Consider the following 24992-nt stretch of genomic DNA (forward strand, 5'->3'; position numbering starts at 1 on the left):
GTCACTTCTTCTTCATGACGGCCTCGCGCCAGATCAGGCCCGCGATGCTCGGCCTGACGTCGGTGGTGATCACCGCCATCGCCCGCCGGACGAACCGGTCGTCGGTCAACTGCGCCACCATGCTCGCCGCCAGATCAGCGCGTGCCGTGAACAGGCCGTCGGCGACGTTCTCCTCAACGTGGTAGCGCGTGGGGGCCGGGTGGTCGAACAGCCCGGACGGCCGGACGATGGTCCAGTCCAGTTCACTGTCGCGGACGAGGGACTCCATGCGTCGCATGTCCTCGTGCGCGGTGCGGCCCATCTTGCGGTTGAACAGCGGATCCATGACGTTGTTGAAGAAGAACTCGCCGGTCGGTCGCCAGGTGGGATCCAGGACGCTGGAGCTGACGGTGACCAGGCGCTTCACGCCGTGACGGTGCATCGCGGCCAGGATGTTGGCGTTGCCCTGCGAGTACACCGTGATCGGCTTCGGGGTGAGCGGGACACCGAGGCTGGACAGGATGGCGTCGCTGCCGGCGACGGCCCGTTGCACCGCGTCCGGGTCCGCGACGTCGGCACTGACCACGGTGAGGCCACTGCGGGGCTGGACGTTGTGTGGGCGGCGGGTGACCGCGACGACCTCGTGGCCCGCGGCCAGGGCCTGCTCGGTGATCTGACGGCCGGTGGGGCCGGTGGCGCCGAAGACGACGGTTCGCATCTGCTCGCTCCTCGTTGCGGGGTTGATGGCGTTGACCGTGGCACCGAGGAGGGACATTATTCAACCGTGTTGAATAAGACCCGAGGCCGACCCCGGGTATCCGGGCACGACGGTCCGGGCGAATCGCCACCGCCGCCGGCGTCGACTCGGCGCTCAGCAGCTATCACTTCGGCTCCAAGCAGGGCCTCTTCAGCCAGTCGCTCAACCTGCTGTGCGTCGACCCCACCGCTGTCGACCAGGCCTGCAGGGTGATCAGGCCGGCCTGGCCGACCGCCTGCTCGACTCGTTCACCGGTCTGTGGGAGGCTGCCGCGCCCGCGGAGAACCGGATGGCCGCCCAGGACGACGACACGATGCGCGCCCTGCGCGACTATCTGGACGGTGAGCTGCGCCTCCGCATTGCTGAATTTCTCGGCGGACCCGACGCGACGCAACGCGACGCGCCACCGCCGCGGTCGGGGTGCTGAGTGGGCTGATCTTCACGCGGTACCTGAACCCGATCGGCGCGCTCTCCCCGGCCGACGTCCGGCAACTCTTCGGGCCGGCGCTGCGGGCCGCCCTGCACGGTCGACCCCGCCGGGCCTGACGTCGGCGCCACCTGATGCGGGCGTTTCCGGGGCGTTCGAAAGCCATGGACACAGGTCTTGCGGCGGTCATCGTATACAACATACGCTCCCCGAATCCCCCACTCGAGGAGCTCTTCATGACGAACCTCTCCGTCAGCGCAACGAGCCTGCCCCGCCGTCGTGTCCTCCGGGTCGCTGTGGCGGCGGCTGCTGTTGTCTGCACGGTCGTTGCCTGCTCACCGGTGTCGAACAGCGGGGACGGCGACCAGTCCGGCGGCAACCAGTCGGCAGGCCAGGATTCCTTCGGTACGCCGGCCGACCCCGCCGCTGTGAAGCAGGGCGGCAAGCTCGTCATCGCCCTCTCCGCGGAGCCCGACGCGCTGGACCCGACACTGTCGCGAAGCCTCTACTCCCGCTACGTCTTCCAGGCGATGTGCCAGAAGCTCTACGACGTCAACGAGCAGGCGCAGGTCGTACCGCAGCTCGCCACCGCCCTGCCCACCACGAGCAGTGACGGCCGCACGGTGACCATCCCGCTGCGTCCGGGCGTGCGCTTCGCGGACGGGACGCCGTTCGACTCCGCCGCGGTGAAGGCCACCCTGCAGCGACACCTCACCAACGCCCGGTCGGCGCGCAAGAGCGAACTCGGCCCCATCGACGGCGTCGACACCCCTGACGCGCAGACCGTCGTCCTTCGACTGAAGCAGCCGTTCGCGCCCCTGCTCGGCGCCCTCGCCGACCGGGCCGGGATGATCATGAGTGCCAAGGCGCTGCAGAGCCTCGGCGACGACTTCGCCTCGGCGCCGGTCTGCGTCGGCCCCTTCAAGTTCGCCAAGCGGGTGCCGCAGAACTCGATCGAGGTCGTGAAGGACCCGAACTACTACGAGGCGAACGCGGTCCACCTCGACACCATCACGTGGCGCATTCTCAGCGACGCGAGCATCCGCGCCGCCAACCTGCGCTCCGGCGACGCGCAGGTCGCCGACAGCGTCTCCACCCAGGACGTCGCCTCCCTGCGGCAGGACGCGTCGGTCGCCGTGCTGCAGTCACAGTCCCTCGGCTACCAGGGCCTCACGATCAACATCGGCAACGTCGACGGCGTCGGCACCGCGCCCAAGCCCATCAACCGCCCGTTGGCCCAGAATGCGAAGGTGCGGCAGGCCTTCGAGCACTCCATCGACCGCAAGGCGCTTGTCGACGCCGTCTTCAACGGTGAGCACGCAGTGGCCTGCTCGCCGATCTCACCCGCGAGCTCGTTCTCGTCGCCCGAGGCGCAGACCTGCCCGGCGCACGACCCCGCCAAGGCCAAGCAGTTGCTCGCCGAGGCGGGTGTGCAGACGCCGTACACGGTCACGATGCTCGCCTCGAACACGCCCGACACGCTGCGCCTCGCGCAGGCGCTGCAGTCCATGCTCAAGGACGGCGGATTCGACCTCAAGATCAACCCGGTGGAGTACTCGTCGCTCCTCGACGAGCAGGATCGCGGCAACTTCGAGCTGCTGCAGCTGGGTTGGAGCGGACGGATCGACCCGGACGCCAACATCACGAACTTCGTCGGCACCAGGGCCAGCCAGAACGTCTCCGGCTACAGCAACCCCCAGCTCGACACCCTGCTGACCCAGGCCCGCCAGGCCGGCGACATCGAAGAGCGCAAGAAGCTGTACGGGCAGGCGGTAACGCTGCTCCAGCAGGACGACGCGCTGATCTACCTCTACCGGCAGCGGAACCTGACCGCCGTGAGCAAGCAGATCCAGGGCCTGCAGGTCTTCCCGGACGGTGTGATCCGGGCAGCCTTCGCCGGCTTCGCCAAGTAGGTCACCGTGGCCCGGTATCTCCTCACGCGCGCCTGGCAGTCGGCGCTGACACTGCTGCTGTCGACGATCGTGGTGTTCGTCGGCGTGCGGGCGCTGCCCGGCGACCCGGCCCTCGCGCTGGCCGGGGAGGACCGGTCGCCCGAGGCGCTGGAGGCCATCCGTCGGCACTACGGGCTGGACCAGCCGCTGCCGGTCCAGTTCGCGCAGTACGTGGAACGCCTGGTGCAGGGCGACTTCGGGGTGTCGATCCGGACCGGTACGCCAGTCTCGTCGATGCTCACGACCGCCCTGCCGGTGACCGTCGAGCTGTCCGTACTGGCGATCCTCATCGCCGCGGCGCTCGGGGTCGGCGCCGGTGTGCTCGCAGCGGTCCGCCGCGGGCGCCCGGCGGAGTGGCTCGCCAACGGCCTGGCCCTGATCGGCCTGTCGGTGCCGCACTTCTGGCTCGGGCTGCTCGCGATCCTCTACCTCTCCGTGGCGACCGGCCTGTTCCCCGCCTCCGGCTTCGTGCCGTTCCTGGAGGACCCCGTGGACAACCTGCACCACATCGTCCTGCCGGCCGTGATCCTCGGGACTGGCCTCGCCGCCATCATCATGCGGCAGACCCGGTCGGCGATGCTGGATTCCCTGTCCTCCGACTACGTGCGGACGGCGAAGGCGAAGGGCCTGCGGCCGCGCGCCGTCATCACCCGACACGCCCTGCGGAACAGCCTCATCGTGGTGGTGACCGTCGTGGGCCTTCAACTCGGCGGTCTGATCTCGGGCGCGGTCGTCACCGAACAGATCTTCGGGCTCCCGGGCTTCGGCAAGATGACCATCGACGCGGTGTTCCAAAGGGACTACCCGGTGATCCAGGCCGTCGTCCTGCTCACCGCGACCGCCTACATCGTGATCAACTTCTTCGTGGACCTGCTCTACTCGGTCATCGACCCACGAATCCGAGTGACGGGAGATCCGGCATGACCGTTCTCACCGTGCCGATCGCGGAGACCGCCTCCGCCAGCATCACCCGGCGGACGCGCGTGCTGCGGCGGTTGCGTCGCAACCCGCTCGCCGTCGTGAGCTTCGTCGTGCTGGCACTCGCGGCCGGCATCGCGCTGCTCTCACCGTGGCTCGCGCCCTACTCCGTCGACCAGACCGACTTCGCCCGTGTGTTCGTACCTCCCGGCAGCCCCGGGCACGTGCTCGGCACCGACGACCTCGGTCGGGACGTCCTCTCCCGCATCATGCTCGGAGCGCGGGCATCGCTGCAGGTGGGGCTCCTGGCGGTGGCCACCTCCCTGGTCCTCGGGGTGCCGCTCGGGCTCGCCGCCGGTTACTTCCGGGCCTGGGACGCGGTGATCTCGCGCTTCACCGACCTGCTGCTCGCGTTTCCGTTCCTGATCATGGCGGTGGGGCTGGCCGCCATCCGGGGGGCCAGCCTGGGCAACGCCGCCGTGGCCATCGGCATCGCACAGATCCCCGGCGTGATCCGGGTCGTCCGCTCGGACACGCTGCGCCTCAAGTCACTGGACTTCGTCGCGGCGGCCGTCGTGGACGGGGCAAGCGACCTGTGGGTGCTGACCCGGCACATCCTGCCGAACGCGACGTCGGTGATCCTGGTGCAGGCCACGGTCGCCATCCCGGCCGCGATCCTCGGCGAGGCGGTGCTGTCGTTCCTCGGCCTCGGCATCCAACCCCCGGCACCCAGCCTGGGCACCATGCTGGCCACCGCCCAGCAGTTCGCCGCCCGTGCACCGTGGGCCGCGGTCCTGCCCGGCGTCGTGATCATGGGTCTGGCGTTGGCGTTCAACGTCTTCGGCGATGCCCTCCGCGACGCTCTCGACCCGAAGGGAGACCGACGATGAGCACCGTCTCCGCGCCCGTGCTGGAGATCCGCGACCTCTCGGTGTCCTTCCCGACCGAGACCGGCACCGTCTCGGCAGTCGACGGCGTCAGCCTGGATCTCGCCCCCGGGGAGATCGTCGGGATGGTGGGCGAGTCGGGGTGCGGCAAGAGCGTCACCGCGATGAGCATCGCCGGCCTGCTGCCCGGCAGCGCCCGGATCACCGGCTCGGTACGCCTCAACGGCACCGAGCTGGTCGGCGCCCGCGAGTCGGCGCTCCGGCGGGTACGCGGCCAGGAGATCGCCTACATCTTCCAGGAGCCGATGACGTCTTTGAACCCGGTGCTCACCGTGGGGCGTCAGATCGGGGAGGTGCTCCAGGTCCACGAGCGGATGTCCCGACGGGCGGCGCGGGCCCGCGCCGTCGAGCTGCTGACGCGCGTCGGGATCCCGTCCGCTGCCGTTCGCGTCGACGCCTATCCGCACCAGCTCTCCGGCGGGATGCGCCAGCGCGTGATGATCGCGATGGCGGTGGCCTGCGGCCCGAAGGTGCTGGTGGCCGACGAGCCCACCACCGCGCTGGACGTCACGGTCCAGGCCGGCATCCTCCAGGTGCTGCGGGACCTGCGCGACCGGCTCGGCACGAGCGTCCTCATCATCACGCACGACCTCGGTGTGATCGCCGACATCGCGGACCGCGTCGTCGTCATGTACGCGGGGCGGGTGGTGGAGCGGGCACCGGTCGACGACCTGTTCGCGCACCCGCAGCACCATTACACGGCCGGACTCCTGTCCGCGTCGCCCCAGCCGGGCCGGCACGCCGGCACGGATCGGTTGACGGAGATCCCCGGGCTGGTGCCCGTCCTGTCGTCCCAGCCGGACGCGTGCACGTTCGCGGACCGCTGCCCGGCCGCCGACGCGCGGTGCCGCGACTCCGCACCGCCGCTGGAGGGGCACGGCGGCACGGACCACCTCGCGGCCTGTTGGCACCCCTGCTCGATGGCACACCAGGAGGCGAACCGATGACGCCGCAGCCCAACGCCCTGGAGATCGAGGACCTGGTGATGCACTTCGGCCCGGTCCGCGCCGTGGACGGGGTGTCGCTCACGATCCCGAGGGGCCGGGTCACGGCACTGGTGGGGGAGAGCGGTTCCGGGAAGTCGACAGTGGGCCGATGCGTGGTGCGGCTCGTCGAGCCGACCGCGGGTACGGTCCAGATCGCCGGTACGGACGTCACCCACCTGTCCCGACGGCGGCTGCGCCCCCACCGTGGCGCGGTGTCCATCGTCTTCCAGGACCCGGCCGCGTCACTGGACCCGCGGATGCTTGTCGGCGAGATCGTGGCCGAGCCGCTGCGGCTGGCCGGAAAAGGGTTCTCCCGGCGCGAGCGGGAGGCCCGCGTCGCTGGGCAACTCGAGCGGGTGGGCCTGCGGGCCGAGGTGGCGCGTCGCTACCCCCACGAGCTGTCCGGCGGGCAACGTCAACGGGTCAGCATCGCCCGAGCACTGATCTCCGAACCCATGCTGCTCATCGCCGACGAACCGACAAGCGCGCTCGACGTGTCCGTGCAGGCGTCGGTGCTCAACCTCCTCGCCGACCTGCAACGCGACATCGGGTTCGCCTGCCTCTTCATCACCCACGACCTGTCCGCGGTCGAGTACCTGGCCGACGACATCGCCGTCATGTACCTGGGCCAACTCGTCGAGAAGGGCACCCGCGAGCGGATCTTCGCCCGGCCCGCCCACCCGTACACGCAGGCGCTGCTGTCGGCCGCGCCGGTGGCCGACCCGGTGCGCCAACGGCAGCGTCAACCGGTGCTGCTCGGCGACGACCTGCCGTCCGCGCTCGACCCGCCGTCCGGCTGCCGGTTCCGTACCCGGTGCCCGCTCGCGTTCGACAGGTGCGCGACGGAGGTGCCGGCGCAGACTCCGATCGGCGACGGCATGGCGGCCTGCCACCTGGTCCAGCCGGACGGCACCGGCCCCGACGTTCGCACCACAGATCCCAGTGAGGTGTTGTCATGACGTTCACGACCCGACCCACGTTGCAGGGCACCTTCGGCATGGTGTCCTCGACGCACTGGCTCGCCAGCCAGGCGGCGATGGGCATCCTCGAACGCGGGGGCAACGCCTTCGACGCGGCGGTCACCGCCGGGTTCGTCCTGCACGTGGTCGAGCCGCACCTGAACGGGCCGGGTGGCGAGGTGCCGGCCATCGTGGCCACCGCTCAGGACCCGAGGCCGAAGGTGCTGTGCGGTCAGGGGCCGGCACCGGCGGGCGCCACCATCGCGCACTTCCGGTCCCTCGGAATGGACCTCATCCCCGGGGCCGGGCCGCTCGCCGCGGCCGTGCCCGGCGCCGTGGACGCCTGGCTCCTGCTGCTGCGCGAGCACGGCACGCTCACCCTCGCCGAGGTGCTGGAGCCGGCGATCGGCTACGCCGGCGCCGGTCACCCGCTGCTGGGCCGCGTCGGTGACACCGTGGCGGCGGTGCGGTCGCTGTTCGAGGAACACTGGCCCACCTCCGCCGCGCTGTGGCTGCGTAACGGCCGGCCACCGGCCGCGGGGGAGATGTTCGCCAACCCGGTGTACGCGCGCACACTGAGCAGGCTGGTCGAGGCCGGGCAGGCGGCCGGCGCCGACCGGGAGGCACAGATCGAGGCGGCGCGGCGGGCCTGGAGCACGGGTTTCGTCGCCGAGGCGATCGAGACGTTCAGCCGACAGCCGTTCCGGGACTCCAGTGGACGCCCGAACGCCGGGCTCGTGACCGGCGACGACCTTGCCGCGTACTCGGCGACCTGGGAGGCGCCCGCCACCCTCGACTGGCACGGCTACTCGGTGGCGAAGACCGGTTTCTGGGGGCAGGGCCCGGTGCTGCTGGAGGCACTGGCCACCCTGGACGCGCTCGACGACCCCGGCGCGTACGACGCGGGGACCGCGGCGGGCGTCCACGCTCAGGTCGAGGCGCTCAAGCTCGCCTTCGCCGACCGCGAGGCCTGGTACGGCGACGGCACCGACGTGCCCGCCAAGGCGCTGCTCTCCCGGGAGTACGCGCGGGAGCGGGCGGCCCTGATCGGCGACCGGGCGTCGGCGGAGCTACGGCCGGGGCGTCCCGACGGGGCGCAGCCACGCCTACCGGCCCACGTCCAACCCGGTGCGGGACGTCGCACCGACTCGACGGACGCCACCACGGGGGAGCCGACCGTCCAGTCGGATGGGGTGACCCGCGGCGACACCTGTCACGTGGACGTGGTCGACCGCTGGGGCAACATGATCTCCGCGACCCCGAGTGGCGGCTGGTTGCAGAGCTCGCCCACCATTCCGGAGCTCGGTTTCCCGCTGGGGAGCCGGCTGCAGATGTTCTGGCTGGAGGAGGGGCTCGCCTCGTCGCTGGCACCGGGCCGTCGCCCGCGTACGACACTGAGCCCGACGATGGTGCACCGCGACGGGGAGCCGGTGCTGGCGTGCGGCACTCCCGGCGGCGACCAGCAGGACCAGTGGCAGCTACCGTTCCTGCTTCGCCATCTCGTCGGTGGTCAGCCCCTCCAGGAGGCCATCGACGCGCCGGCCTGGCACACGCTCAGCCTGCCGGGGTCGTTCTATCCACGGGACATGGAGCCCGGGGTCCTGGTGGTGGAGGACCGGCTCGACGACGACGTGCAGGCCACCCTGCGGGCGTACGGGCACGAGGTGCGGCGCTCCGACGGGTGGAGCCTCGGTCGGCTCTGCGCGGTGAGCCGCGACCCGGCTACGGGTGTGCTGGCGGCCGGCGCGAACCCGCGGGGGATGCAGGGCTACGCGTGCGGCCGTTAGTGGACGCCGTAGCCACCCTCGGCGTTCTCGTACGCCGCCGCGGATGCCGCGTCGAGATGGTCGAGTGCGGCCCGCTCGGCGCGGTCACCGTCGCCTGACTCGATGGCGTCCACGAGCTGGATGTGCTCGGCCCACGAGTGCGGCGCGCGTTCCGCCGCGCCCAGCCGGAAGACCCACTGGACATGGAGGTAGAGCGACTTGGCGATCGACGACAGCCAGGGGTTTCCGCTGATCTGGAGGATGCGCAGGTGCAACGCGCTGTTCAGCTCGGCGACCCGGGCCAGGTCCTGCCGCTGCGTCGCGTCGCGGCCCTCGTCGAGCAGAGCACGCAGGGCCGCCACGTCCGCCGCGGTGGCCCGCTCGGCGGCCAGCCGGGCGGCCAGCGCCTCCAGGCGCTCGCGGACGGCGAACATGTCGGCGATGGTCCCGCTGCTGGGGGAGGCGACGACCGCTCCCCGGCGGGGGAGGATCACCACGAAGCCCTCCGCCTCCGCGACGCGCAGAGCCTCGCGGACGGGGTTGCGGGAAACCCCGAAGTCCTCGGCCAGCCGGTCCTCGGTGAGCCGTTCGCCGGGAAGGTAGTCGCCGTCGATGATGGCGGTCCGCAGAGCGGCGAGGACCTGGTCGCGTAGCGGCAGGTGTTGCGCGCCGAGCTTGTCCCGCAGATCTTCAGCCACCAGGTCGCCTCTCCGTAACGTGTCCGAGCTTCGTGTATACGAAGAACAATCTCTGGAGGATAGCCGACAGTGTCGAGCACAGTGCCTCGTGTCATCCGCCCCGACGCCGCAGCGGAGGAGGACCAGCACCTCCTGCGGCGGCGTAACGCTCTCGTCGTCGTCCTCACCTTCCTGACCGGGAGCGCAGACGCCATCGGGTTCCTCTCCCTCGGCGGCGCCTTCTCCAGCGTCATGACCGGCAACATGGTCCTGCTCGGGCTCTCGGCGGGCCGAGGTGAGGCCGAGCTCGCGGTGACGTCGGGCTGCGCCATCATCAGCTTCATCGTCGGCGTCCTCGCGGGCGCCCGCGTCGTCGGCTCGGCACAGCCCGACGATCCGGTCTGGCCACGGCGGGTCACCTGGGCGCTGGTCCTGGAGCTGCTGGTGTTCGTCGTGTTCCTCGTCGTCTGGGAGGTCACGCTCGGCACCCCCGACGCGCACGTCCATCTCGCGCTGCTCCTGCTCTCCGCAGCGGCGCTGGGTGTGCAGAGCAGCGCGATCCAACGGTTCGGCGTGGCGGGACTGTCCTCCACGTACCTGACCGGCACGCTCACGAGCCTGATCGCCGGCGTCGCCGCACGCAGCCCGTGGGCCAGTCTGCGCCCCAAGGCTCAGGTGTTGCTGGCCCTGATGGTCGGCGCCGCGGTCGGCGCGCTGGTCGCCCTGCACCTGCCGGTCGTCGCCCCGGCGCTGCTGATCGTGCCGCTGGTCCTCGTCATCGTCGTGTCCGCGCGCATGCGTGCCTGACTGTTTCGGCCCCGCGCACGCGGGCCTGACTGTTCTGGCCCCGCGCACGCGGGCCTGACCGTTCTGGTGGCGTGCCGATGTCGGTGGGGCCAACGGGGGATGGCGGAGATCCGCCATGTCCGTGCTCCGCCAGGGATCACGCGGTTCAACCGGAAGCCCGTCGGCTGAGAATCGGCGACGGCGGTGTCGGCCTTCCCCGGGCGACCGCCCGAGGGAGGGACGTTCTTCATGCTCAGACCCAGACAGCGGACACGTCGAGCCATGGGCGCCGTCGGTGCGGCGCTGGCCATCGTGCTCGCACTGCCCACGGGTGCCGCCGTGGCCGCGCCCGCGCCCACCGTTGGTGCCGTCGACCCGCTGCGCAAGGTGGACCCGTACGTGCTCGGTGCGGCCCGCGCCACCTCCGGTGAGGTGCAGCCGGGGGCGAAGGATGCCCTGACCATCACCGTGGACACCACTGGTCTGGCGCCCGGCACGTACGTCGCCACGCTGCTGGTCACCAACAACGGCGCGAAGGGCGCGTCCACACCGATCACCGTGTCGGTGACGGTCACGAAGTGAGGCACGGGGCCTGCCGACGCCTTGCCGGGTCGGCAGGCCCCACGTCCGGGCGGCTTTCGACAGTCAGACGTTGCGGGCGAACAGGGCCAGGCGTACCCGGTTGGGGCTGTCGGTCTTGGTCATCAGGCTGGTGATGTGGGTCTTGACCGTGGTGACGCCGATGTGCAGCCGGTCGGCGATCTCGGTGTTGGACAGGCCCTCGGCGACCAGATTCAGCACGTCCTGTTCCCGGGCGGTCAGACCGTGCACCGGCCGGGGTGTTTCGGGGCGTGCGTGCACGGCGCGCTGCACGAGGCGTCGCAGCACCTCCGGGCTGAACGGGCTGTCCCCGACGGCGGCCCGCCGGATGCCGTCCAGCAGCTCGGTCGGGGGCGCGTCCTTCAGCAGGAAACCGCAGGCCCCCGCCGTCAGGGCAGGGTAGAGGTGGTCGTCGTCGCCGAACGTGGTCAGCACCAGGATGCGGGTGGTGGGGCGTTCGGCGAGGATCCGACTGGTCGCGGTGATCCCATCGACACCGGGCATGCGCAGGTCCATGACGACGACGTCGGGCAGGAGCCGCGCGGCGAGCGGGATCGCCTCGCGGCCGTTGTCGGCCTCTCCGACGACCTCGATGTCGGGTTGGGCGTCACAGAGCATGCGCAGCCCGGCTCGGATGAGGTGCTGGTCGTCGACCAGCAGCACCCGGATCACGCCGGCTCCGGCGTGGGTGCCCCGGCGGGCGCCTCGTGGTCACGGGGCACCAACACGGCCGGCGTTCCGGTGGGTGCGGAGGCCACGGCCGGGAGGACGGTGCGGACCCGCCATCCGGCGCCGGCCCGGCCCGCCTCCAACCGGCCGCCGAGGACCTCGACGCGCTCGCGCATGCCGGTGATGCCGTGCCCGCCTCCGGACGGTACCGCCGCCGGCACCGCGCCGCGCCCGTCGTCCGAGACCTCCCAGTGCACCGCCCCGTCGTGGACGGCGACCACGAGGTGCGCCAACGCGGACGTCCCGGCGTGTTTTGCCACGTTGGTCAGCGCCTCCTGGGTCAGTCGCAGCACGGCCAGGCCGCGTACCGCGTCGAGTGAGCCGACCGCCGGGTCGATGTCGGCCTCCACGGTGATTCCCGCCTGGCGTGCCCGGTCGACCGTCGCACCGAGTGCCGCCGGGAGCGCGGACGGCTCGATCGCGGTCAGCGCCGCGTCGCCGCGTACCCCGTCGGGATTGCGCAGCACCGCGACCAGCCGGCGCAACTCCGCGAGCGCTGCCGTGCCCGTGCCGTGCACGTCGTCGAACACCTCGCCCACCCGGGGGTCCAGGTCGGTGAGCACATGCCGGGCCACGCCGACCCGCAGCACCATCGACGCCACGTGATGTGCGACCACGTCGTGCAGCTCGCGGGCGATGGCGCTGCGTTCGTCGGCCCGTGCCGCGCGGCTCTCCGACTCGTGCCGGCGTTGCTCTGCCTTCGCCCGCTCCACGGCCTGCCGACCCAGCTCCCGGTTGGTCCGGATGAGCAGACCGAGCAGCACCGGCACGCCGACCTCCAGGGTCAGACCGAAGACGCCCGAGGCGAACCGGCCGACCGAATCACCGAACGAGTCGGTCAGGTCGACCACCGCCAGCAGCCCGGTGGCGAGCCAGATGGTGCGTGCTCGGCGTGCCCGCATGGTCACCTCGAGCAGGGCCCAGCTGGCGCCGACCTGGTTGATCGTGAGGTCGTCGACAAGGGGGATCGCGACCGCCAGCAGCCCGGCCTGCACCGCCAGGTTGGCCAGCGGCCGACGGTGCAACACCAGCGTGAGGGCGAACGCGACCACCGCGAGGACCCACTGCGGGGCCGTCGGCGGCAGACCGGCGTGGGTGCCGACGGTCAGGTAGCACAGGCCGCTGAGGTCGAGCAGCACCGTCCGCACGAGCGTGTCCCGTGCGTCGAACAGCCGTCCCGCCCATTTCACGAGGTCAGCCTAGGCCCTGCGGCCCGGGGGCACGTCCGTGGACCAGCGGCTTCGAACCGCGAGGTAGGCGGCCAGGCCGAGTGGGCCGAGCAGGATGGTCAGCACCAGCACCGGGGCCATGACCAGCGCCGGTACCCCCCGTTCCCGGCTGTCCAGCCACGCCCACCGCCCGACGAACAGATCGAACGCGAGCATGTGCGCCCAGGCCGCGGCCGCGCCGTTGGAGGTGCCGAGCAGGTCGCGTACCCCGCCCAGGGTCGGCGACGCCACGGCCGGCAGCACGTCACCGAACGCCGGGATCACCAGCAGCGCGTAGATCGCCAGGGCCGGCAGCACGATCAGCGGCGACGAGATGATCCGGGCGGTCCACGACCAGTGCGGCAGCAGGATCATCAGCGCCCAGAACGGCGCGGCCACCGCGAACGTCAGGATGAACAGTGCGCCGGTCATGCGGCCAGCGCCAGTTCCGGGTCGCGCCGGCGCGCCAGCACCAGGCCGGCGGTGGTCGCGGTCGCGACCACCAGGGCCGCGACGGCGGCCATCGTGAGCCCGTCCGGGCGCAGCAGCGGCTGTCCGCGCAGCGCCTGCCAGGTCAACAACACCGTGAGTACGCCGTACGCCGCACCGGCGACGACCACCAGTCGTGCCCGGGTGCGCTCGTCCAGCCGCATCCCGAGGTACCGGGACAGCAGGATCGCCAGGATCGGCAGCGCCTGCAGGGCGTGCAGCCCGACGAAGTGCCCGATCCGCAGATCCCCACCGGTGGTGCTCCAGCCGAGCAACGGCAGCCCCGGCCCGCCGTCGACCACGCCGACCGCGTGCGCGCCGGAGATCCCGTCGATCCCCGAATCCTGCATCGGCAGCACCATCGGTACCGCCGCGAGCATGCCCAGCAGCGACAGGCCGAGCCCCCATCCGACCGCGTGGGCGGCGACCCGGTCGGGGATCCGTCGGATCAGCACCACGATCCCGAGGACGAAGTGCGCGACGAACAGCACCATGATCGCCGCACCCATCGCCGTGAAGAGCGCCGCGTTCAGTGGGCTGGTCCCGTTGAAGTGGCTGGTCTGCCCACGGAGTACCTGCCCAACGATCACCACCATCTCGATCACCGCCATCGCGACGATGACCGTGCCCGCCCATTCCGCGACCCGGCTGCGCCGCGGCAGCAGGGAGAGCATCCAGGCGAGGGTCGTGCCGTACACCACGAAGGAGATGGCGAACTTGAACGGCTTGAGCCAGATCGGCGCCCCGGTGAGGACGCGCGAGTCGACGAGGATGCCGATCGCGGAGATGACGGTGAGCACCGCCATCACGTACACGAAAACCATCAGTGGGCGGTGCCAGTGCGCCGCCCGGCGCAGGTCGATTGTCATGTCTGTAGATGCTCGTGGTCCTGCCCGCCGATCGCGTCCGACCGGGGGCCCCGGTTGCGGCCGGTGGTCGGAGTCGGCCTCCTCCCTGGGTAGGAGGCGCAAATCCTCGGTGCGCTTCGCCGGTCCTGGCACAATGGCCGACCTGCCGACCGGACCGGGAGTGACCATGACGACCAATGAGGACCGTGTTCAGCCGAACGAGACGACGGTGCCACTGCTGCACTGCCCGGCGCCGGCGGAGACCCTGGCGTTCTGGCGGGCGCTCGGGTTCGAGGTGGCCTACGAGCAGCTCAAGCCGTACGTGTACCTGGCTTTCACCTGGAGTGGGTTCCAGTTGCACTACGGCCCGGCGCCCAAGGGCCTGGACCCGGCGAAGGAGGCGTCCGGTGGTTGCCTGGTGATGGTCGACGCGGTCGCGCCGTACCACGCGGCGTTCACCGAAGCGATGCGCCGCGCGTACGGCAAGGTGCTGGTCAAGGGTCTGCCGCGGATCACCCGCTACCGTGCCGGGGCGTCGCGGTTCAGCGTCGTCGACCCGTCGGGCAACACCATCGTCTTCATCCAGAGGGACGAGCCGCAAGAGGTGGAGTACGGCGGGTCGAAGGAGTTGCAGGGCCTGGCGCGAGTGCTCGACAACGCGCGGATCCTGCGCGAATTCAAGTCCGACGACCGGGCGGCCTACCGGGCGCTCGACTCGGGGATGCGCCGCCGTGCCGATGACGCGCCGATGGTCGAACAGGCGATGGCGCTCGCCGGCCTGATCGAGCTGTCGGTCGCGCTGGAGAAGGCGGAGCGCGTACCCGAATGGGGTGCCCGCCTGCGGGCCTTGTCCCTGACCGCGCAGGAGCGGGCGCAGGTGGAGCAGTACGTCGCCGACCCCGCCCTACTCACACCGTGGCTGACCGATGCGACCTGATCGTCCGACGGCTTTGACACGCTCACTAAGCCTCACAGCCCTAACTCACGACGGGGCTGCGGGCGCAGTGAAGGGCGCTCGCCATGTCGATGTGCTGTTGAGCGGTATACCTCAGAGGTATGAATATGACTCTGAGGTATACCGCTCACTGCCGCATCCGCCCTGACGGAGGTCACCGACGGTCACCGCCGGCTGCCGGCTGCGCCCACAGCCCGGGCCAGGGTCAGGACTTGCTCGTCTGGGGGCGCATCCGGGGGTCATTGTCGAGGACGGCTTCTGCCAGCCGCTCCGGGAACATGCGCCGCACGCTCGGGGGGTATTCACTTCCGTTGCCGGGCTGCGTGACGCGGTCGCCGTCCACCCGCACTGGTACCGAGACACCGGTGACGACGCCGGGGCCCGCCGATTCGCAGTGTGCCCAAGCGAACGACGAGGAACCCTCGCGCCCGAGCAGGCGAACCTTGCAGGTGCCCGGTCCGGCGAGCAGTTCGCGGGGGAGGAGCGTCGCGAGACGCTCCTCCTCGGTCCGAACGTCGGTCGCGTTCCGGTCCGGTAGTGGGTACGGCGGCTCGGAACAGCCGGCGAGCAGCCCGATCGCCAACCCGAACCAGACGACGTGGCGGCGAATCACGCGTCGAGCCTCCCATCCGCCTGTCGGTGCCGCCGCCCGCGCCCTGATCAGTCTGACCGAGGAGTTCCTGCCCGGAGGGGCTGAACGCCCGATTCTGTATTAGGCCATTTCTGTGCTGACGTCTGGTTATTCGACGGATCGGCACATAGTTACCGCTTTCGGGTAATGGCCGGTAACCCGACTACATCTTCCGTTAGCTTGCGAAGGAGAGGAAAACTCGTATTCATCCCATCGTGCGCGTAAGGAGCCAATGATGAAGCGCAGCGTAGCGCTCGCGGCCGCCCTCCTGGCCGGTCTGACCAGCGTCGGTTCGGCCCCCCAGCCCGCCTTCGCTGACGGCGGCGGCCCAGGTTACAACCACGATGATCGTGGGGGAGGTGACTACCACCACGGCGACGAGGGCGCTCTCTTCGTCCAGACCAACAAAGCTGAGGGCAACACCATCAAGGTGTTCGACCGCGACGAGGACGGCCGCCTGACCAAGGCGGGCGAGTACGAGACCGGCGGGCTCGGCGGGTTCACCATCGGTGCGCCGGTCGATGCGCTGGCGTCGCAGGGATCCTTGATCTACCACAAGGGGCTGCTCTTCGCCGTCAACGCGGGCAGCAACACCGTGACGGTCTTCGGGGTCGAAGGCACCAGGTTGCACAAGCTTCAGGTCATCTGGTCCGGCGGTCTGCTGCCGGTCAGTGTCGCGGCCCGCGGCGACCTCGTCTACGTCCTCAACGCCGGTGGCGAGGGCTCGGTGCAGGGGTTCGAGCTGCACAAGGGGCGCCTGTCACGGATCGAGGAGGCCAACCGGTCGCTGGGGCTGCACAACGGCAACCCGCCCGCGTTCGGGACCGCCCCGGCCCAGATCAAGATCGACCCGGACAGCGAGTTCGTGTTGGTCTCGACCAAGGCCGCCAACGTCATGTTCAGCTATGAGATCGGTCGGCACGGGGAGTTGGCCCGGAACCCCGTCATCAGTGACGCGGGGGACGGTCCGTTCGGCTTCACCTTCGACACCGACGACTCGCTGCTGGTCACCGAGTCCAACGCGAACGCCGTCAGCCGGTTCGAGCTCGACGAAGATGGCGTCCTCGACCAGATCGGGCCGTCGGTGCCCAATGGTCAGCAGGCGACGTGCTGGATCCAGCGCGTCGGCGACTTCTTCTACGCCGCCAATGCCGGCAGCTCCACCATCAGTTCCTACCGGGTCGACGACGACGGCAAGCTTGAGCTGGTCAAGGCCGTCGCCGTCGACACCGGCGGAGGGTCGATCGACATGACCACCAGCGACGGCTTCCTGTACGTGCAGAACGCCGCCGCCGGCAACGTGCAGGGCTACGAGGTGGGCGAGGACGGCTCCCTGAAGCTCGTCACCACCGTGGAGGGTCTGCCGAAGTTCACCGACGGCATCGGCATGGAAGGCATCGCCGCCTCCTGACAGCGTTCCCCGCTGGTCCCGGTCGTTCGTCGACCGGGACCAGTGCTGCTATCGCTAGCCGTGAGCTTGCGGAAGCCGAATACCCTGCGGCCATGACACGTCGAGCTGTGGTGGCCGGCATCTCTGGGGCGATTCTGCTCATACTGGCCTGCTCGGTCGCCATGGGGACGACAGAAGAACCCGCTGCGGCGCCGACCGTCAACGCTGGCGCGGCCGACACGGCAAAGGCGATCGGCGTGCTGAGGGCAGGCAGGGCGTTCATCGATCAGACGAGCTTCCGCGTCGATGTCGACTTCGCGAGTCAGATCACGACGCTGTCGCGCACCGACAACGTCAAGAAGCGCGGCATCACCACGGCTTCGATGTCCGGTCGTGTCACCGAGATCCGGATGATCGACAACGACGTCTACCTGAAGACCGACGTGGACCTCCAGGGAGTCGGCCACGAATGGATGACCCTCGACCCGGCCCGGGTGCCGTCGAACTTCGCCCTCAGCTTCGCGCCGGGCCAGAACGACCCTGGCGGCTCGGCCCGCCTCATCGACGCGATCGTCACCGCACGGGTGGACGGCTCTGAGATCACCGGGACGTTCGATGTGACCCGGGTCGCCGACGGCACCGGGATCAACTTCCGCCCCCCTCTAGGAGAGACGTTTCCCGACAGCGCCCGTAGCCACCCGTTTCGCGCGACGCTGGATGCCGACGGCCGGCTTGTCGGTTTCCTGATCCCCGCCGGCAGCGGGCTGCCGAACGCGTCTCTTCGCTACAGCGACTTTGGTGCGGCTACCGGCGTCACCCGCCCGGAGGGTGCGGTCGCCGCGCCCGAAGCCCTGTACCCCCAGCTCGGGCTGAACGACTGACTACCGGCTCTCGGCTCGACGGCTCCACCATGGACGATGAACCGGCCACCGAAGGGCGTGAGGGTCGAATCGATACGCTCCAGGTATTCCAGCACGTCGGCGTGGAGCGGTGCTCTGCGCAGGTGAGCAAGTGCGTACGCGGTGGCCATGAGTCTCTCCTCGCTCGCGGGATTTGAGGCTGGGGTGCCGTCTCAGTCAGCTCGATCTGTCGATCGAGGCGGGCGTGTCGGCCCGGCACCTGAGCTTCGTGGAGACCGGGCGGTCCCGGCCGAGCCCGGAGCTGATCCTGCGGCTGGCCGAGCAGCTCGGCATGCCGTTGGCTGAGCGGAACACGGTGCTGCTGGCCGGCGGCTACGCCCCCGCCTACCCCAGCCACGAGCTGAACGACCCGGAGTTGGCTCCCGTACGTGCCGCCGTGCGGCAGATCCTCGACGGCCACAACCCGTACCCCGCGGCGCTCGTCGACCAGCATTGGCAGCTCGTCGAGGCCAACCCTGCCGTTGCCCTGTTCACCGCCGGCGCCGAGCCGCACCTGCTCACTCCACCGATCAACGTGCTGCGGCTCAGCCTGCACCCCGACGGCATGGCCCGGCACATCCGCAACCTGCCCGAGTGGCGTACCCACCTGCTCAAACGACTGCGCCAGCAGGCCGCGACAAGGAACGACCCGGCCCTGTACGAGCTGCATGAGGAGCTTCGCGGCTATCCCGGCGGCGACGTCGCGGTGCCGGTCCGCGACGACGCCGTGCCGCGTGTCGTCATCCCGCTGCGGTACCGCCACGGCGACCAGGAGTTGTCTTTCCTCAGCACCACGACCCTCTTCGGCACCCCGCTGGATGTCACCGTCTCCGGGCTGGCCGTGGAGGCGTTCTTCCCTGCCGACCCGGCGACCACCGCAACGCTCCAAGCCCTCGCCAAACCCAGCGCCGGGACGGGCTGAACTCGTCGGGTGGGTGGCCTCGGGGGCACCGAAGCCGGGTCACCGACCCGGCTTCAGTGTCCTCAGAAGGGCCACCGGTCGTGGGATCCCGCCTCGATGAGCGGGATCATCGCGAACGCGGCGTCGGACAGACCGCCGAAGGTGTGGCGGTTCGTCGCGGTCGGTGTGTGACCAACCCGGTATCCGGCCAGATTCCAGGTGTATACGGGTATCTCCGCGGGCACCGCCGCGGCGACGTTCGCCGAGCGGTGCCAGTGGGCCTGCTCATCGGTGAGGATGACCACCCGGTCGTGCCGGTCGACGTGCGTCCGCAACGCCTTCTCGGTGTCGGTGCCCATGCCGAAGAAATAGCCGTCGTCCTTGAACCGCCGCACCGCCGCGAGCACCGACTCACCCGCCAACGGCGGGAACACCCGGCTGTCATTGGAGAACGACACCACCGTGGCCGCTTCTGCCCGGGCGGCCAGCGCCAGGCCGAACACCGTGGCAGCGTCCCAGCAGAGCAGCGTGCCGTCCTTGCTGAACGGGCTCCGCATCGAGCCGGACGTGTCGATGAGGACGAGGGTCCGACCATCCAGGGCGGGCACGTTCGCCAGGGCGTGCTGCAACGCCTTCTCCAACGGGTACGCCCACCGCAGGCTCGGTGCCGCGTTGTACGCCGACAGGAAACGCATCGGCAGCACCCGCGAGGTGGCGACCTCGCCCGGATCCGAGAGCCTGGCCGCCACGGTCTCCGCGACGGTGTCGCTGACCCCCGCCTGGTCGAAGTTGCGCAGGTTACGCAGCAACGCCAGGTAGCCCATGGTCGGGATGACGGACTCCCACGCCGGGGCGTCCATGGCAGTCTGTCGCCAGCCGGCCAGGGCCTCCCACGTCATGCCGGCCGCGCCCAGCACGGCCGGATCGGTGACCGCCCGACGCTGCTCGACCGGCATCGCCATGAGCGCGTCCCGTGCCGCCAGCATCCGCAGCGACGACGGCAGCGGGTTGTCCCGCCGGTGTCGCCGGTCCAGCGCGTGCCGGAACAGGTCACCCTGCCGGTCGTCCTTCGCCGTGGGGTGGGTCAGATCGATGACGTCACCGAATCGCACCTGGCTGCCGACCGAGTCGTACTTGAGCAGGCTCCGCTCGGTGTACAGCCGGACCGCGGCGTCGGCGATGCCCCGCTTGACCGGCTTGGGCAGGGCCCGACCGTAGCGTGCCAGCCAGTACGCCAGCGCCTCGCCCGGCTCGTCCGCGCGCTGCAGCGCGGAGTTCACGACGGCCCGTGAACCCGCGATCCCCGCGGCGACCTGGGCGCGCGCACCCTCCAGGGCCGCCACCACGGACGCCGAGCGCATCATCGCGCCGGACCGGAGCCACGGTACGAAGCGGGCGAACCAGTCGGGATCGACGACGGCCACGGTGGCAACCAGGCCCCGGAAACGAGTGTCCCGGGCCGTGGCGCCCTCGTAGAAGGTGTCCTCGCCGACCATGGTGGAGACTCCGAGCAGGAACAGTTCGAGGCGCGGCTCGCGGATGAAGCCGGGCGCGCCCTCGGCGGTCGTCGACTGCCGGCTCTTACGGAGCTTGAGGTTGAACTTGGCCATGACGTCCCCCGTCAGTCGGCCGGGAAAGCGCCACCGCACCGCACACCCGAGATCAGAATCGGCCACGGACTAGTCCGCCGTTCTGTCCGTTGAACTACCCACCCGTAGGTGTCGAGGGGATTCGAACCCCCATCTGCGGAACCCTGAAGTAACCGTTGCCTGCGCACCGGGTGTGCGGTGTGGTCGCGCTTCCCGAGATCCATGCTTACGCACCGGGAAGTGCGGCCACGACCGTAGCGGTGGCGGGAAAGCCCCGGCAACGGAGTTTGCGATCTCGTGATCGACGAGGACGTGGTCACGCCGCACGCCCGAGATCAAAAGCGGACACGGTGTTGCGGGCTCGAACCGCGGGCCCTTGCCGGGCCTTCACCAAGAAGTAGCCGTGTCCGTCGCACCGGGCGTGCGGCGTGAGGGCGCCTCCCGAGGTCGAAGCGGTAACGGCGACCGGCCCTTGCGGGCCAAGGTGACCTGGGCCGCTGGTCGACGCCACCCGAAGTGGCGGTGGGATTTGAACCCACGTCTCCCCGTTGGAAGCGGAAGTAGCCGTTGCCTGCGCACCGGGAGGTGCCCCCTGACGCTAGGCCCGCAACCGCGAGGGGACAACCCGATTCCGTACGTGCCCGGCTGCTTGCGAGCCGCTGCGAAACTAGATCATGCGCAGGACCAGCGCGGCGGAGACCGCCAACTCACGATCGAGCACCTGGTCACGGGGGACGAACACCATCGCCTGCCCCTCACCGAGGACCACGTCCTCCTGTCGAGCCGTGGTGGTGCCACGGAACACGTGAACGGTCACGGTGTGGGGGAAACCGGGTTCGTACGGGCGCGGACCGCTCCACAGCGGGTGCAGTTCACCCGCTGTCAGGCCCGTCTCCTCCAGCAATTCGCGGCGGGCCGCCTGCTCCGGCGACTCGCCGGGCTCGATGTGGCCACCCGGCAGGCTCCACCGCGAGGCTGTCGACAACGGGTCCCGCACGGCGCACCGGACCGCGTACCATCCGCGGATGGAGTTCGATGATCTTCCGCTTGCCGAGTTCGCGTTTCCGGGGCCGCTGCGGGACAGCCTGGTGGCCGCGATCCTCTCCGGCGCGAAGACCTCGACGTCCGCCCTGCTGATCGGGTACGAGCGCGCGAACGAGGCGCTGCCCGAGGTCGGCGAACGATCCGCCGTGGTGGACTCCGCAGGCCAGCGGGTCGCGGTGATCGAGCTGATCGAGGTACGCGTGACACGGCTCGCCGACGTCGATCTGCGACACGCCCTGGCCGAGGGGGAGGGCTACGAGTCGGTGGCGCAGTGGCGCGCAGGGCACGAGGCGTTCTGGCACAGCGCTGAGGTACGCGCCGAGCTCGGTGACCCCGGTTTCACGGTCGACGACGACACTCTGGTGGTAACCGAGCGTTTCCGACTGGTGCACGTCGTCTGAGTCGAGGTGGTCGGGGCTTCGTCTTCAGTGGACGGTTCGCGAGCGGTCCACGGCATCGTCGCGCCCAACGGCGCCGCTGGCGCGTCCGGACCAGTCGTCGCAGTGGCGGTGCTCACCGCGGTCGCCCAGGCCTGCCCCACGAGGAGCGGCTGCGGTTCGGCTACACGGCCAGAGGTTCCGCACCTTCCGATCGCGAGGTCGAGCCGCACCGCGTCGTCGTGCTCGGTGGACGCTGGTATCTGGTGGCCTACGATCTCAGCCGGTACGACTGGCGCAGCTTTCGCCTCGACCTCCCTCCACTGGCCGACCCAGGCACTGGGCAACGTGGGCGCCGAGTTCGAGATCCCGGAGCCACCGGAGTTCGCCGCGCACGTTCAGGAGTGGGGAGCCCACCTCACCCGGGCCACCCGCGCGACGTAGAGCCGGGACGCTGACCGCGGCCCGCCCGAAGTCATATCTTCAGCTGGCCGCCGTTGCGTTGGGCGTCGTCCTTGATCGCGATGAGATTCGCGGAGACGTACGGGATGTTGTGCGTCTGGTGCCATTCGCTCGGGAAGTACGTGACCAACCGCGACGCCTGGAATCGGCATTTGATTTCCGGCACGAACCGAGAATAGTTGGCGTCCGTGAAGTACCAGAACGAGTTCTCGTTGTAGAACGCGACATGCGTCGGGTCCTGGTAGGCGCCCCGACCGTCGGTGCTGGGTGTCAGCGACAGGAGCATCCCGTTCGGCGCGAGCAGTCGGTACAACTCGTTGAACAGTGCGATCTTATCCGGGATGTGCTCCAGGAAGTCCACAGCCCGGATGACCCCGACGCTGTTGTCCGGCAGGTCGACTCCCTTCGTAATGTCGCAGACCATGTCGACGCCCGGCCCGTCGTGATAGTCGAGCCCGACATACCCTTCGGGCTTGTTGTGGGCCGCACCCAGGTCGAGCGCCAGGAGTCCCTGCCGCCGCGACCAGGCCAGCACGTTGTGTTGGATGTTCCGGTCGTAGATCTCCACCGTGCGCTGCTGGATGCGGGCGTTGAAGTCCGGAATGCGCTGCGTGTTCTTGGCATGCATGCGTTGCAGGTACAGGCATTTCTGAATGTGGTGGAACTCGCTCACCTGGTAGAACCGAGCCATGAGATCGGCGTCGTCGGCGACGTCGAGCGACTCGTCGTATCCGCCGACCTTCTCGTAGATGTCCCGCCGGAAGGCCCGCACATGGTTCGGCGCGTACCAGATGTAGCTCACGTTGTGCGGTGTCGGCGGCATCGCCTGGCAGGCCAGCACCTCGCGGCCGTCCACCTTCGCGTCGTAGTGCCGCCAGCCGAACGAACTCGCGAAACGGTCCTCACAACGGCCGCCATCCTCCTGGATCTGCGCGGTGTCGCTGTAGACGAACCCCACTTCCGGGTAGGAGTCGAAGGCGTCGACGATCTCCTGCAGACAGTCGCTGCTGAGCAGATCGTCGTCGTCGAGCTCGACCAGGATGTCCCCGGCCGCCTCGGCGCAGGCGTACCGCTTGACGGCGCCAACGCCGTTCAGGTTGTCCTGGACAATGAGCCGGATCCGATCGTCGTGCCTCTCGGGCCGCCAACGAGACCCCTGGTTGAGAACGACCACCCATTCCCAGTCGGTGAAGGTCTGCTCGACCAGCGATCGGAAACATTCGTCGATGAAACGGGTGCGGTTGCTGCCGGTGAAGACCGTGACGCGCGGCGTAGGCATTGAACTGATCACCTACCCGCCGGCGTCGAGGGCGAAGCTTTCGGGGCCGGACGGTACTTTGCCGGAACGGCTGAGGTGAGCTCCTTGTCCAGCCGGATCGCCGTCTTGAAGGCGTCCCGCGCCGCCGCGTCGTCACCGGACTGGGACAGCAACATGCCCAGCCGAAGGTAGGCGGTTGACGACTTGTCGTCGATCGACACGACCTTGCGGTAGATCTCCATCGACGTCGTCGGGGCTTTACTTTCCAATGCGATGGCCTTGTTGAACAGGGCCGGCCGGTAGTTGGCGTCGGCCGCCAATGCCTTGTCGTAGTTGCCGATCGCCTCGTCGGCCTGGTTGCGCGACTGGGCGATGTAGCCCAGGTTGAACCAGGCGAACTTGTTGTTGGCCTCGGCGGCCACCACCTTCTCGAAGGTGGCCTTCGCCGCGTCGAGGTTACCGGCTTGGCCCTGCTCGACACCGAGCTTCAGCAGCTCCGCCGGCGCGGTTCCACCGTTCGCCTTGTCGCTGTTGCCGGCGTTGCTCTTCGGCTTTTCAGCAGGCTTGTCGCTGCATGCCGGGACTCCGGCCAGCAGGACCGCACCGCAGGCGAGTGACCCGAATATCTGACGCGTGCTCATTGCTACTCCTCAACGGTAACGGGGCGGTCCGACTCGCGGAGCGGCCGGCCGGCATTGCTACTGTCGGCCGTCGCCCGGCCCGATGTGTCGGCCGCAGCCCCGAACGCCACGGGTATGGCGGTCGAGATGCAGGACACCCAGATGTCGGCGCCTCCGCCGGTAAAGGTGAACTGGTAGCCACTGACCGAGAGCGGCTGGATCAGCACCGGATTGACGCCCGCACCCGACAGTTGATATCCGGTTCCGACAGCAATGTCTCCGGCCTGGCACCCGAAATTGACGGGGGTGTCCGCAATGACGGTCAGCGGGCCCTGAATATAGGCAGCATCGATGCCGTTGCCGGCCAGCCCCTGCACGCCCTGGGCACCCTGCACGCCCTGGGCACCCTGCACGCCCTGGGCACCCTGCACGCCCTGGGCACCCTGCGCACCCTGCGCACCCTGCGCACCCTGCGTACCCTGGAAGCCCTGCGCACCGGTGTCGCCCTGAGCGCCTTGTGCGCCCGTGTCGCCCTGGGCACCTTGGAAGCCTTGAGCACCTTGGAGCCCTTGAGCACCTTGGAGCCCTTGTGCGCCGGTGTCGCCCTGGGCACCTTGTGCGCCGGTGTCGCCCTGGGCACCTTGGAGCCCTTGAACACCCTGGAGCCCTTGTGGGCCGGTGTCACCTTGGGCGCCTTGTGCGCCGGTGTCGCCTTGGTTGCCTTGCGGGCCTTGAGGGCCGGTGTCGCCCTGGACGCCTTGGTTGCCTTGCGGGCCTTGGGCGCCGGTGTCGCCCTGGAAACCCTGAAAACCCTGGGAGCCTTGCGCGCCGGTGTCGC

The 24992-nt window shown here is 69.8% G+C and carries 26 protein-coding genes and 2 pseudogenes; 16 read left to right on the forward strand and 12 right to left on the reverse strand.

Annotation, left to right across the window (positions count from 1 at the left end):
• Nucleotide 1: 1 nt before the first annotated feature.
• Nucleotides 2-754 (reverse strand): NAD(P)-dependent oxidoreductase, encoded by a 753-nt coding sequence (locus C7C45_RS28565; RefSeq protein WP_244200616.1) that lies wholly within the window; start codon nucleotides 752-754, stop codon nucleotides 2-4.
• Nucleotides 755-908: 154 nt separating this feature from the next.
• On the opposite strand from C7C45_RS28565, the gene C7C45_RS34560 reads away from it, so the two are divergent.
• From C7C45_RS34560 to C7C45_RS28600, 8 genes are all read left to right on the forward strand, one after another.
• Nucleotides 909-1163, forward strand: a complete 255-nt coding sequence (locus tag C7C45_RS34560) for a hypothetical protein (RefSeq protein ID WP_208641413.1) — start codon at nucleotides 909-911, stop codon at nucleotides 1161-1163.
• Nucleotides 1157-1282, forward strand: a complete 126-nt coding sequence (locus C7C45_RS35600) for a hypothetical protein (protein WP_208641415.1) — start codon at nucleotides 1157-1159, stop codon at nucleotides 1280-1282. The genes C7C45_RS34560 and C7C45_RS35600 overlap by 7 nt, the downstream gene beginning before the upstream one ends.
• A 117-nt stretch (nucleotides 1283-1399) precedes the next feature.
• A complete protein-coding gene (locus tag C7C45_RS28575) occupies nucleotides 1400-3076 on the forward strand; it encodes an ABC transporter substrate-binding protein (RefSeq protein WP_110567270.1) in 1677 nt (558 codons plus the stop codon).
• Between the two features lie 6 nt (nucleotides 3077-3082).
• Nucleotides 3083-4039 (forward strand): ABC transporter permease, encoded by a 957-nt coding sequence (locus C7C45_RS28580; protein ID WP_110567218.1) that lies wholly within the window; start codon nucleotides 3083-3085, stop codon nucleotides 4037-4039.
• Entirely contained in the window at nucleotides 4036-4923 is an 888-nt protein-coding gene (locus C7C45_RS28585; protein ID WP_110567220.1) for an ABC transporter permease, read from the forward strand. The genes C7C45_RS28580 and C7C45_RS28585 overlap by 4 nt, the downstream gene beginning before the upstream one ends.
• Nucleotides 4920-5927, forward strand: coding sequence for an ABC transporter ATP-binding protein (locus C7C45_RS28590; protein ID WP_110567222.1), 1008 nt, complete (start codon nucleotides 4920-4922; stop codon nucleotides 5925-5927). The genes C7C45_RS28585 and C7C45_RS28590 overlap by 4 nt, the downstream gene beginning before the upstream one ends.
• On the forward strand, nucleotides 5924-6925 hold the full coding sequence (locus tag C7C45_RS28595; protein ID WP_110567224.1) for an ABC transporter ATP-binding protein: 1002 nt from the start codon (nucleotides 5924-5926) through the stop codon (nucleotides 6923-6925). The genes C7C45_RS28590 and C7C45_RS28595 overlap by 4 nt, the downstream gene beginning before the upstream one ends.
• Nucleotides 6922-8712, forward strand: a complete 1791-nt coding sequence (locus tag C7C45_RS28600) for a gamma-glutamyltransferase family protein (protein WP_110567227.1) — start codon at nucleotides 6922-6924, stop codon at nucleotides 8710-8712. The genes C7C45_RS28595 and C7C45_RS28600 overlap by 4 nt, the downstream gene beginning before the upstream one ends.
• Here the strand turns inward: C7C45_RS28600 and C7C45_RS33755 are convergent.
• Nucleotides 8709-9389: a GntR family transcriptional regulator gene (locus tag C7C45_RS33755; RefSeq protein ID WP_167454864.1), complete on the reverse strand. Its 681-nt coding sequence runs from the start codon at nucleotides 9387-9389 to the stop codon at nucleotides 8709-8711. The two genes, C7C45_RS28600 and C7C45_RS33755, sit on opposite strands and share 4 nt — an antisense overlap.
• A 69-nt stretch (nucleotides 9390-9458) precedes the next feature.
• Here C7C45_RS33755 and C7C45_RS28615 point away from each other — a divergent pair, with 69 nt between their 5' ends.
• Together C7C45_RS28615 and C7C45_RS28620 are read left to right on the forward strand one after the other, a co-directional pair.
• Entirely contained in the window at nucleotides 9459-10175 is a 717-nt protein-coding gene (locus C7C45_RS28615; protein ID WP_110567228.1) for a YoaK family protein, read from the forward strand.
• A 228-nt stretch (nucleotides 10176-10403) separates the two neighbouring features.
• Nucleotides 10404-10736: a hypothetical protein gene (locus tag C7C45_RS28620; RefSeq protein ID WP_146247430.1), complete on the forward strand. Its 333-nt coding sequence runs from the start codon at nucleotides 10404-10406 to the stop codon at nucleotides 10734-10736.
• A 63-nt stretch (nucleotides 10737-10799) separates the two neighbouring features.
• Here C7C45_RS28620 and C7C45_RS28625 read toward each other — a convergent pair whose 3' ends face one another.
• The 4 genes from C7C45_RS28625 to C7C45_RS28640 are packed head-to-tail and all read right to left on the reverse strand — an operon-like array spanning nucleotide 10800 to nucleotide 14049.
• Entirely contained in the window at nucleotides 10800-11426 is a 627-nt protein-coding gene (locus tag C7C45_RS28625; RefSeq protein WP_110567232.1) for a response regulator transcription factor, read from the reverse strand.
• Nucleotides 11423-12673 (reverse strand): sensor histidine kinase, encoded by a 1251-nt coding sequence (locus C7C45_RS28630; RefSeq protein WP_110567234.1) that lies wholly within the window; start codon nucleotides 12671-12673, stop codon nucleotides 11423-11425. The genes C7C45_RS28625 and C7C45_RS28630 overlap by 4 nt, the downstream gene beginning before the upstream one ends.
• 9 nt (nucleotides 12674-12682) lie before the next feature.
• On the reverse strand, nucleotides 12683-13123 hold the full coding sequence (locus C7C45_RS28635) for an ABA4-like family protein (protein WP_110567236.1): 441 nt from the start codon (nucleotides 13121-13123) through the stop codon (nucleotides 12683-12685).
• Complete coding sequence (locus C7C45_RS28640; protein ID WP_110567238.1) at nucleotides 13120-14049, reverse strand: hypothetical protein; 930 nt, start codon at nucleotides 14047-14049, stop codon at nucleotides 13120-13122. The genes C7C45_RS28635 and C7C45_RS28640 overlap by 4 nt, the downstream gene beginning before the upstream one ends.
• Nucleotides 14050-14215: 166 nt before the next feature.
• On the opposite strand from C7C45_RS28640, the gene C7C45_RS28645 reads away from it, so the two are divergent.
• Nucleotides 14216-14965 (forward strand): VOC family protein, encoded by a 750-nt coding sequence (locus C7C45_RS28645; protein WP_110567274.1) that lies wholly within the window; start codon nucleotides 14216-14218, stop codon nucleotides 14963-14965.
• A 223-nt stretch (nucleotides 14966-15188) separates the two neighbouring features.
• Here the strand turns inward: C7C45_RS28645 and C7C45_RS28650 are convergent, their stop codons facing one another.
• Nucleotides 15189-15596: a hypothetical protein gene (locus C7C45_RS28650; RefSeq protein WP_110567240.1), complete on the reverse strand. Its 408-nt coding sequence runs from the start codon at nucleotides 15594-15596 to the stop codon at nucleotides 15189-15191.
• 253 nt (nucleotides 15597-15849) lie between these two features.
• Between C7C45_RS28650 and C7C45_RS28655 the strand changes: the two genes are divergently transcribed.
• From C7C45_RS28655 to C7C45_RS28670, 3 genes are all read left to right on the forward strand, one after another.
• Complete coding sequence (locus C7C45_RS28655) at nucleotides 15850-17025, forward strand: lactonase family protein (RefSeq protein WP_167454865.1); 1176 nt, start codon at nucleotides 15850-15852, stop codon at nucleotides 17023-17025.
• Between the two features lie 110 nt (nucleotides 17026-17135).
• The gene (locus tag C7C45_RS28660; RefSeq protein WP_146247431.1) at nucleotides 17136-17885 is read left to right on the forward strand and encodes a hypothetical protein; all 750 of its coding nucleotides are present in this window, start codon (nucleotides 17136-17138) and stop codon (nucleotides 17883-17885) included.
• Nucleotides 17886-18057: 172 nt separating this feature from the next.
• Nucleotides 18058-18825, forward strand: a complete 768-nt coding sequence (locus C7C45_RS28670) for a helix-turn-helix domain-containing protein (protein WP_167454866.1) — start codon at nucleotides 18058-18060, stop codon at nucleotides 18823-18825.
• A gap of 62 nt (nucleotides 18826-18887) precedes the next feature.
• Here the strand turns inward: C7C45_RS28670 and C7C45_RS28675 are convergent, their stop codons facing one another.
• Together C7C45_RS28675 and C7C45_RS28680 are read right to left on the reverse strand one after the other, a co-directional pair.
• Entirely contained in the window at nucleotides 18888-20414 is a 1527-nt protein-coding gene (locus C7C45_RS28675) for a TROVE domain-containing protein (protein ID WP_110567248.1), read from the reverse strand.
• 646 nt (nucleotides 20415-21060) lie between these two features.
• A complete protein-coding gene (locus tag C7C45_RS28680; RefSeq protein WP_280101408.1) occupies nucleotides 21061-21390 on the reverse strand; it encodes an NUDIX domain-containing protein in 330 nt (109 codons plus the stop codon).
• Nucleotides 21391-21418: 28 nt separating this feature from the next.
• Between C7C45_RS28680 and C7C45_RS28685 the strand changes: the two genes are divergently transcribed.
• Nucleotides 21419-21838 carry an ASCH domain-containing protein gene (locus tag C7C45_RS28685; RefSeq protein WP_110567253.1) on the forward strand — a complete coding sequence of 140 codons (420 nt, stop codon included), beginning with the start codon at nucleotides 21419-21421 and terminating at the stop codon, nucleotides 21836-21838.
• 149 nt (nucleotides 21839-21987) lie between these two features.
• Nucleotides 21988-22116, forward strand: a pseudogene (locus C7C45_RS35920) (WYL domain-containing protein); the annotation flags it as partial.
• Nucleotides 22117-22289: 173 nt separating this feature from the next.
• Here C7C45_RS35920 and C7C45_RS28695 read toward each other — a convergent pair.
• From C7C45_RS28695 to C7C45_RS28705, 3 genes and pseudogenes are all read right to left on the reverse strand, one after another.
• Nucleotides 22290-23555, reverse strand: a complete 1266-nt coding sequence (locus C7C45_RS28695; protein ID WP_110567255.1) for a glycosyltransferase — start codon at nucleotides 23553-23555, stop codon at nucleotides 22290-22292.
• Between the two features lie 8 nt (nucleotides 23556-23563).
• Nucleotides 23564-24175: a tetratricopeptide repeat protein gene (locus C7C45_RS28700; protein ID WP_110567257.1), complete on the reverse strand. Its 612-nt coding sequence runs from the start codon at nucleotides 24173-24175 to the stop codon at nucleotides 23564-23566.
• Between the two features lie 2 nt (nucleotides 24176-24177).
• Nucleotides 24178-24992, reverse strand: a pseudogene (locus tag C7C45_RS28705) (hypothetical protein); the annotation flags it as partial.

Source organism: Micromonospora arborensis (assembly GCF_003205615.1).
Classification (GTDB): Bacteria; Actinomycetota; Actinomycetes; order Mycobacteriales; family Micromonosporaceae; genus Micromonospora; species Micromonospora arborensis.

Excerpts from the sequence above, each read along its gene's own strand:
- C7C45_RS28620 (WP_146247430.1), top strand. The coding sequence starts at position 10,404 with ATGCTCAGACCCAGACAGCGGACACGTCGAGCCATGGGCGCCGTCGGT.
- C7C45_RS28700 (WP_110567257.1), bottom strand. The coding sequence starts at position 24,175 with ATGAGCACGCGTCAGATATTCGGGTCACTCGCCTGCGGTGCGGTCCTG.
- C7C45_RS28590 (WP_110567222.1), top strand. The coding sequence starts at position 4,920 with ATGAGCACCGTCTCCGCGCCCGTGCTGGAGATCCGCGACCTCTCGGTG.
- C7C45_RS28645 (WP_110567274.1), top strand. The coding sequence starts at position 14,216 with ATGACGACCAATGAGGACCGTGTTCAGCCGAACGAGACGACGGTGCCA.
- C7C45_RS28585 (WP_110567220.1), top strand. The coding sequence starts at position 4,036 with ATGACCGTTCTCACCGTGCCGATCGCGGAGACCGCCTCCGCCAGCATC.
- C7C45_RS28575 (WP_110567270.1), top strand. The coding sequence starts at position 1,400 with ATGACGAACCTCTCCGTCAGCGCAACGAGCCTGCCCCGCCGTCGTGTC.
- C7C45_RS28565 (WP_244200616.1), bottom strand. The coding sequence starts at position 754 with ATGTCCCTCCTCGGTGCCACGGTCAACGCCATCAACCCCGCAACGAGG.
- C7C45_RS28640 (WP_110567238.1), bottom strand. The coding sequence starts at position 14,049 with ATGACAATCGACCTGCGCCGGGCGGCGCACTGGCACCGCCCACTGATG.
- C7C45_RS28695 (WP_110567255.1), bottom strand. The coding sequence starts at position 23,555 with ATGCCTACGCCGCGCGTCACGGTCTTCACCGGCAGCAACCGCACCCGT.
- C7C45_RS28595 (WP_110567224.1), top strand. The coding sequence starts at position 5,924 with ATGACGCCGCAGCCCAACGCCCTGGAGATCGAGGACCTGGTGATGCAC.
- C7C45_RS28635 (WP_110567236.1), bottom strand. The coding sequence starts at position 13,123 with ATGACCGGCGCACTGTTCATCCTGACGTTCGCGGTGGCCGCGCCGTTC.
- C7C45_RS28685 (WP_110567253.1), top strand. The coding sequence starts at position 21,419 with ATGGAGTTCGATGATCTTCCGCTTGCCGAGTTCGCGTTTCCGGGGCCG.
- C7C45_RS28600 (WP_110567227.1), top strand. The coding sequence starts at position 6,922 with ATGACGTTCACGACCCGACCCACGTTGCAGGGCACCTTCGGCATGGTG.
- C7C45_RS28675 (WP_110567248.1), bottom strand. The coding sequence starts at position 20,414 with ATGGCCAAGTTCAACCTCAAGCTCCGTAAGAGCCGGCAGTCGACGACC.
- C7C45_RS28655 (WP_167454865.1), top strand. The coding sequence starts at position 15,850 with ATGAAGCGCAGCGTAGCGCTCGCGGCCGCCCTCCTGGCCGGTCTGACC.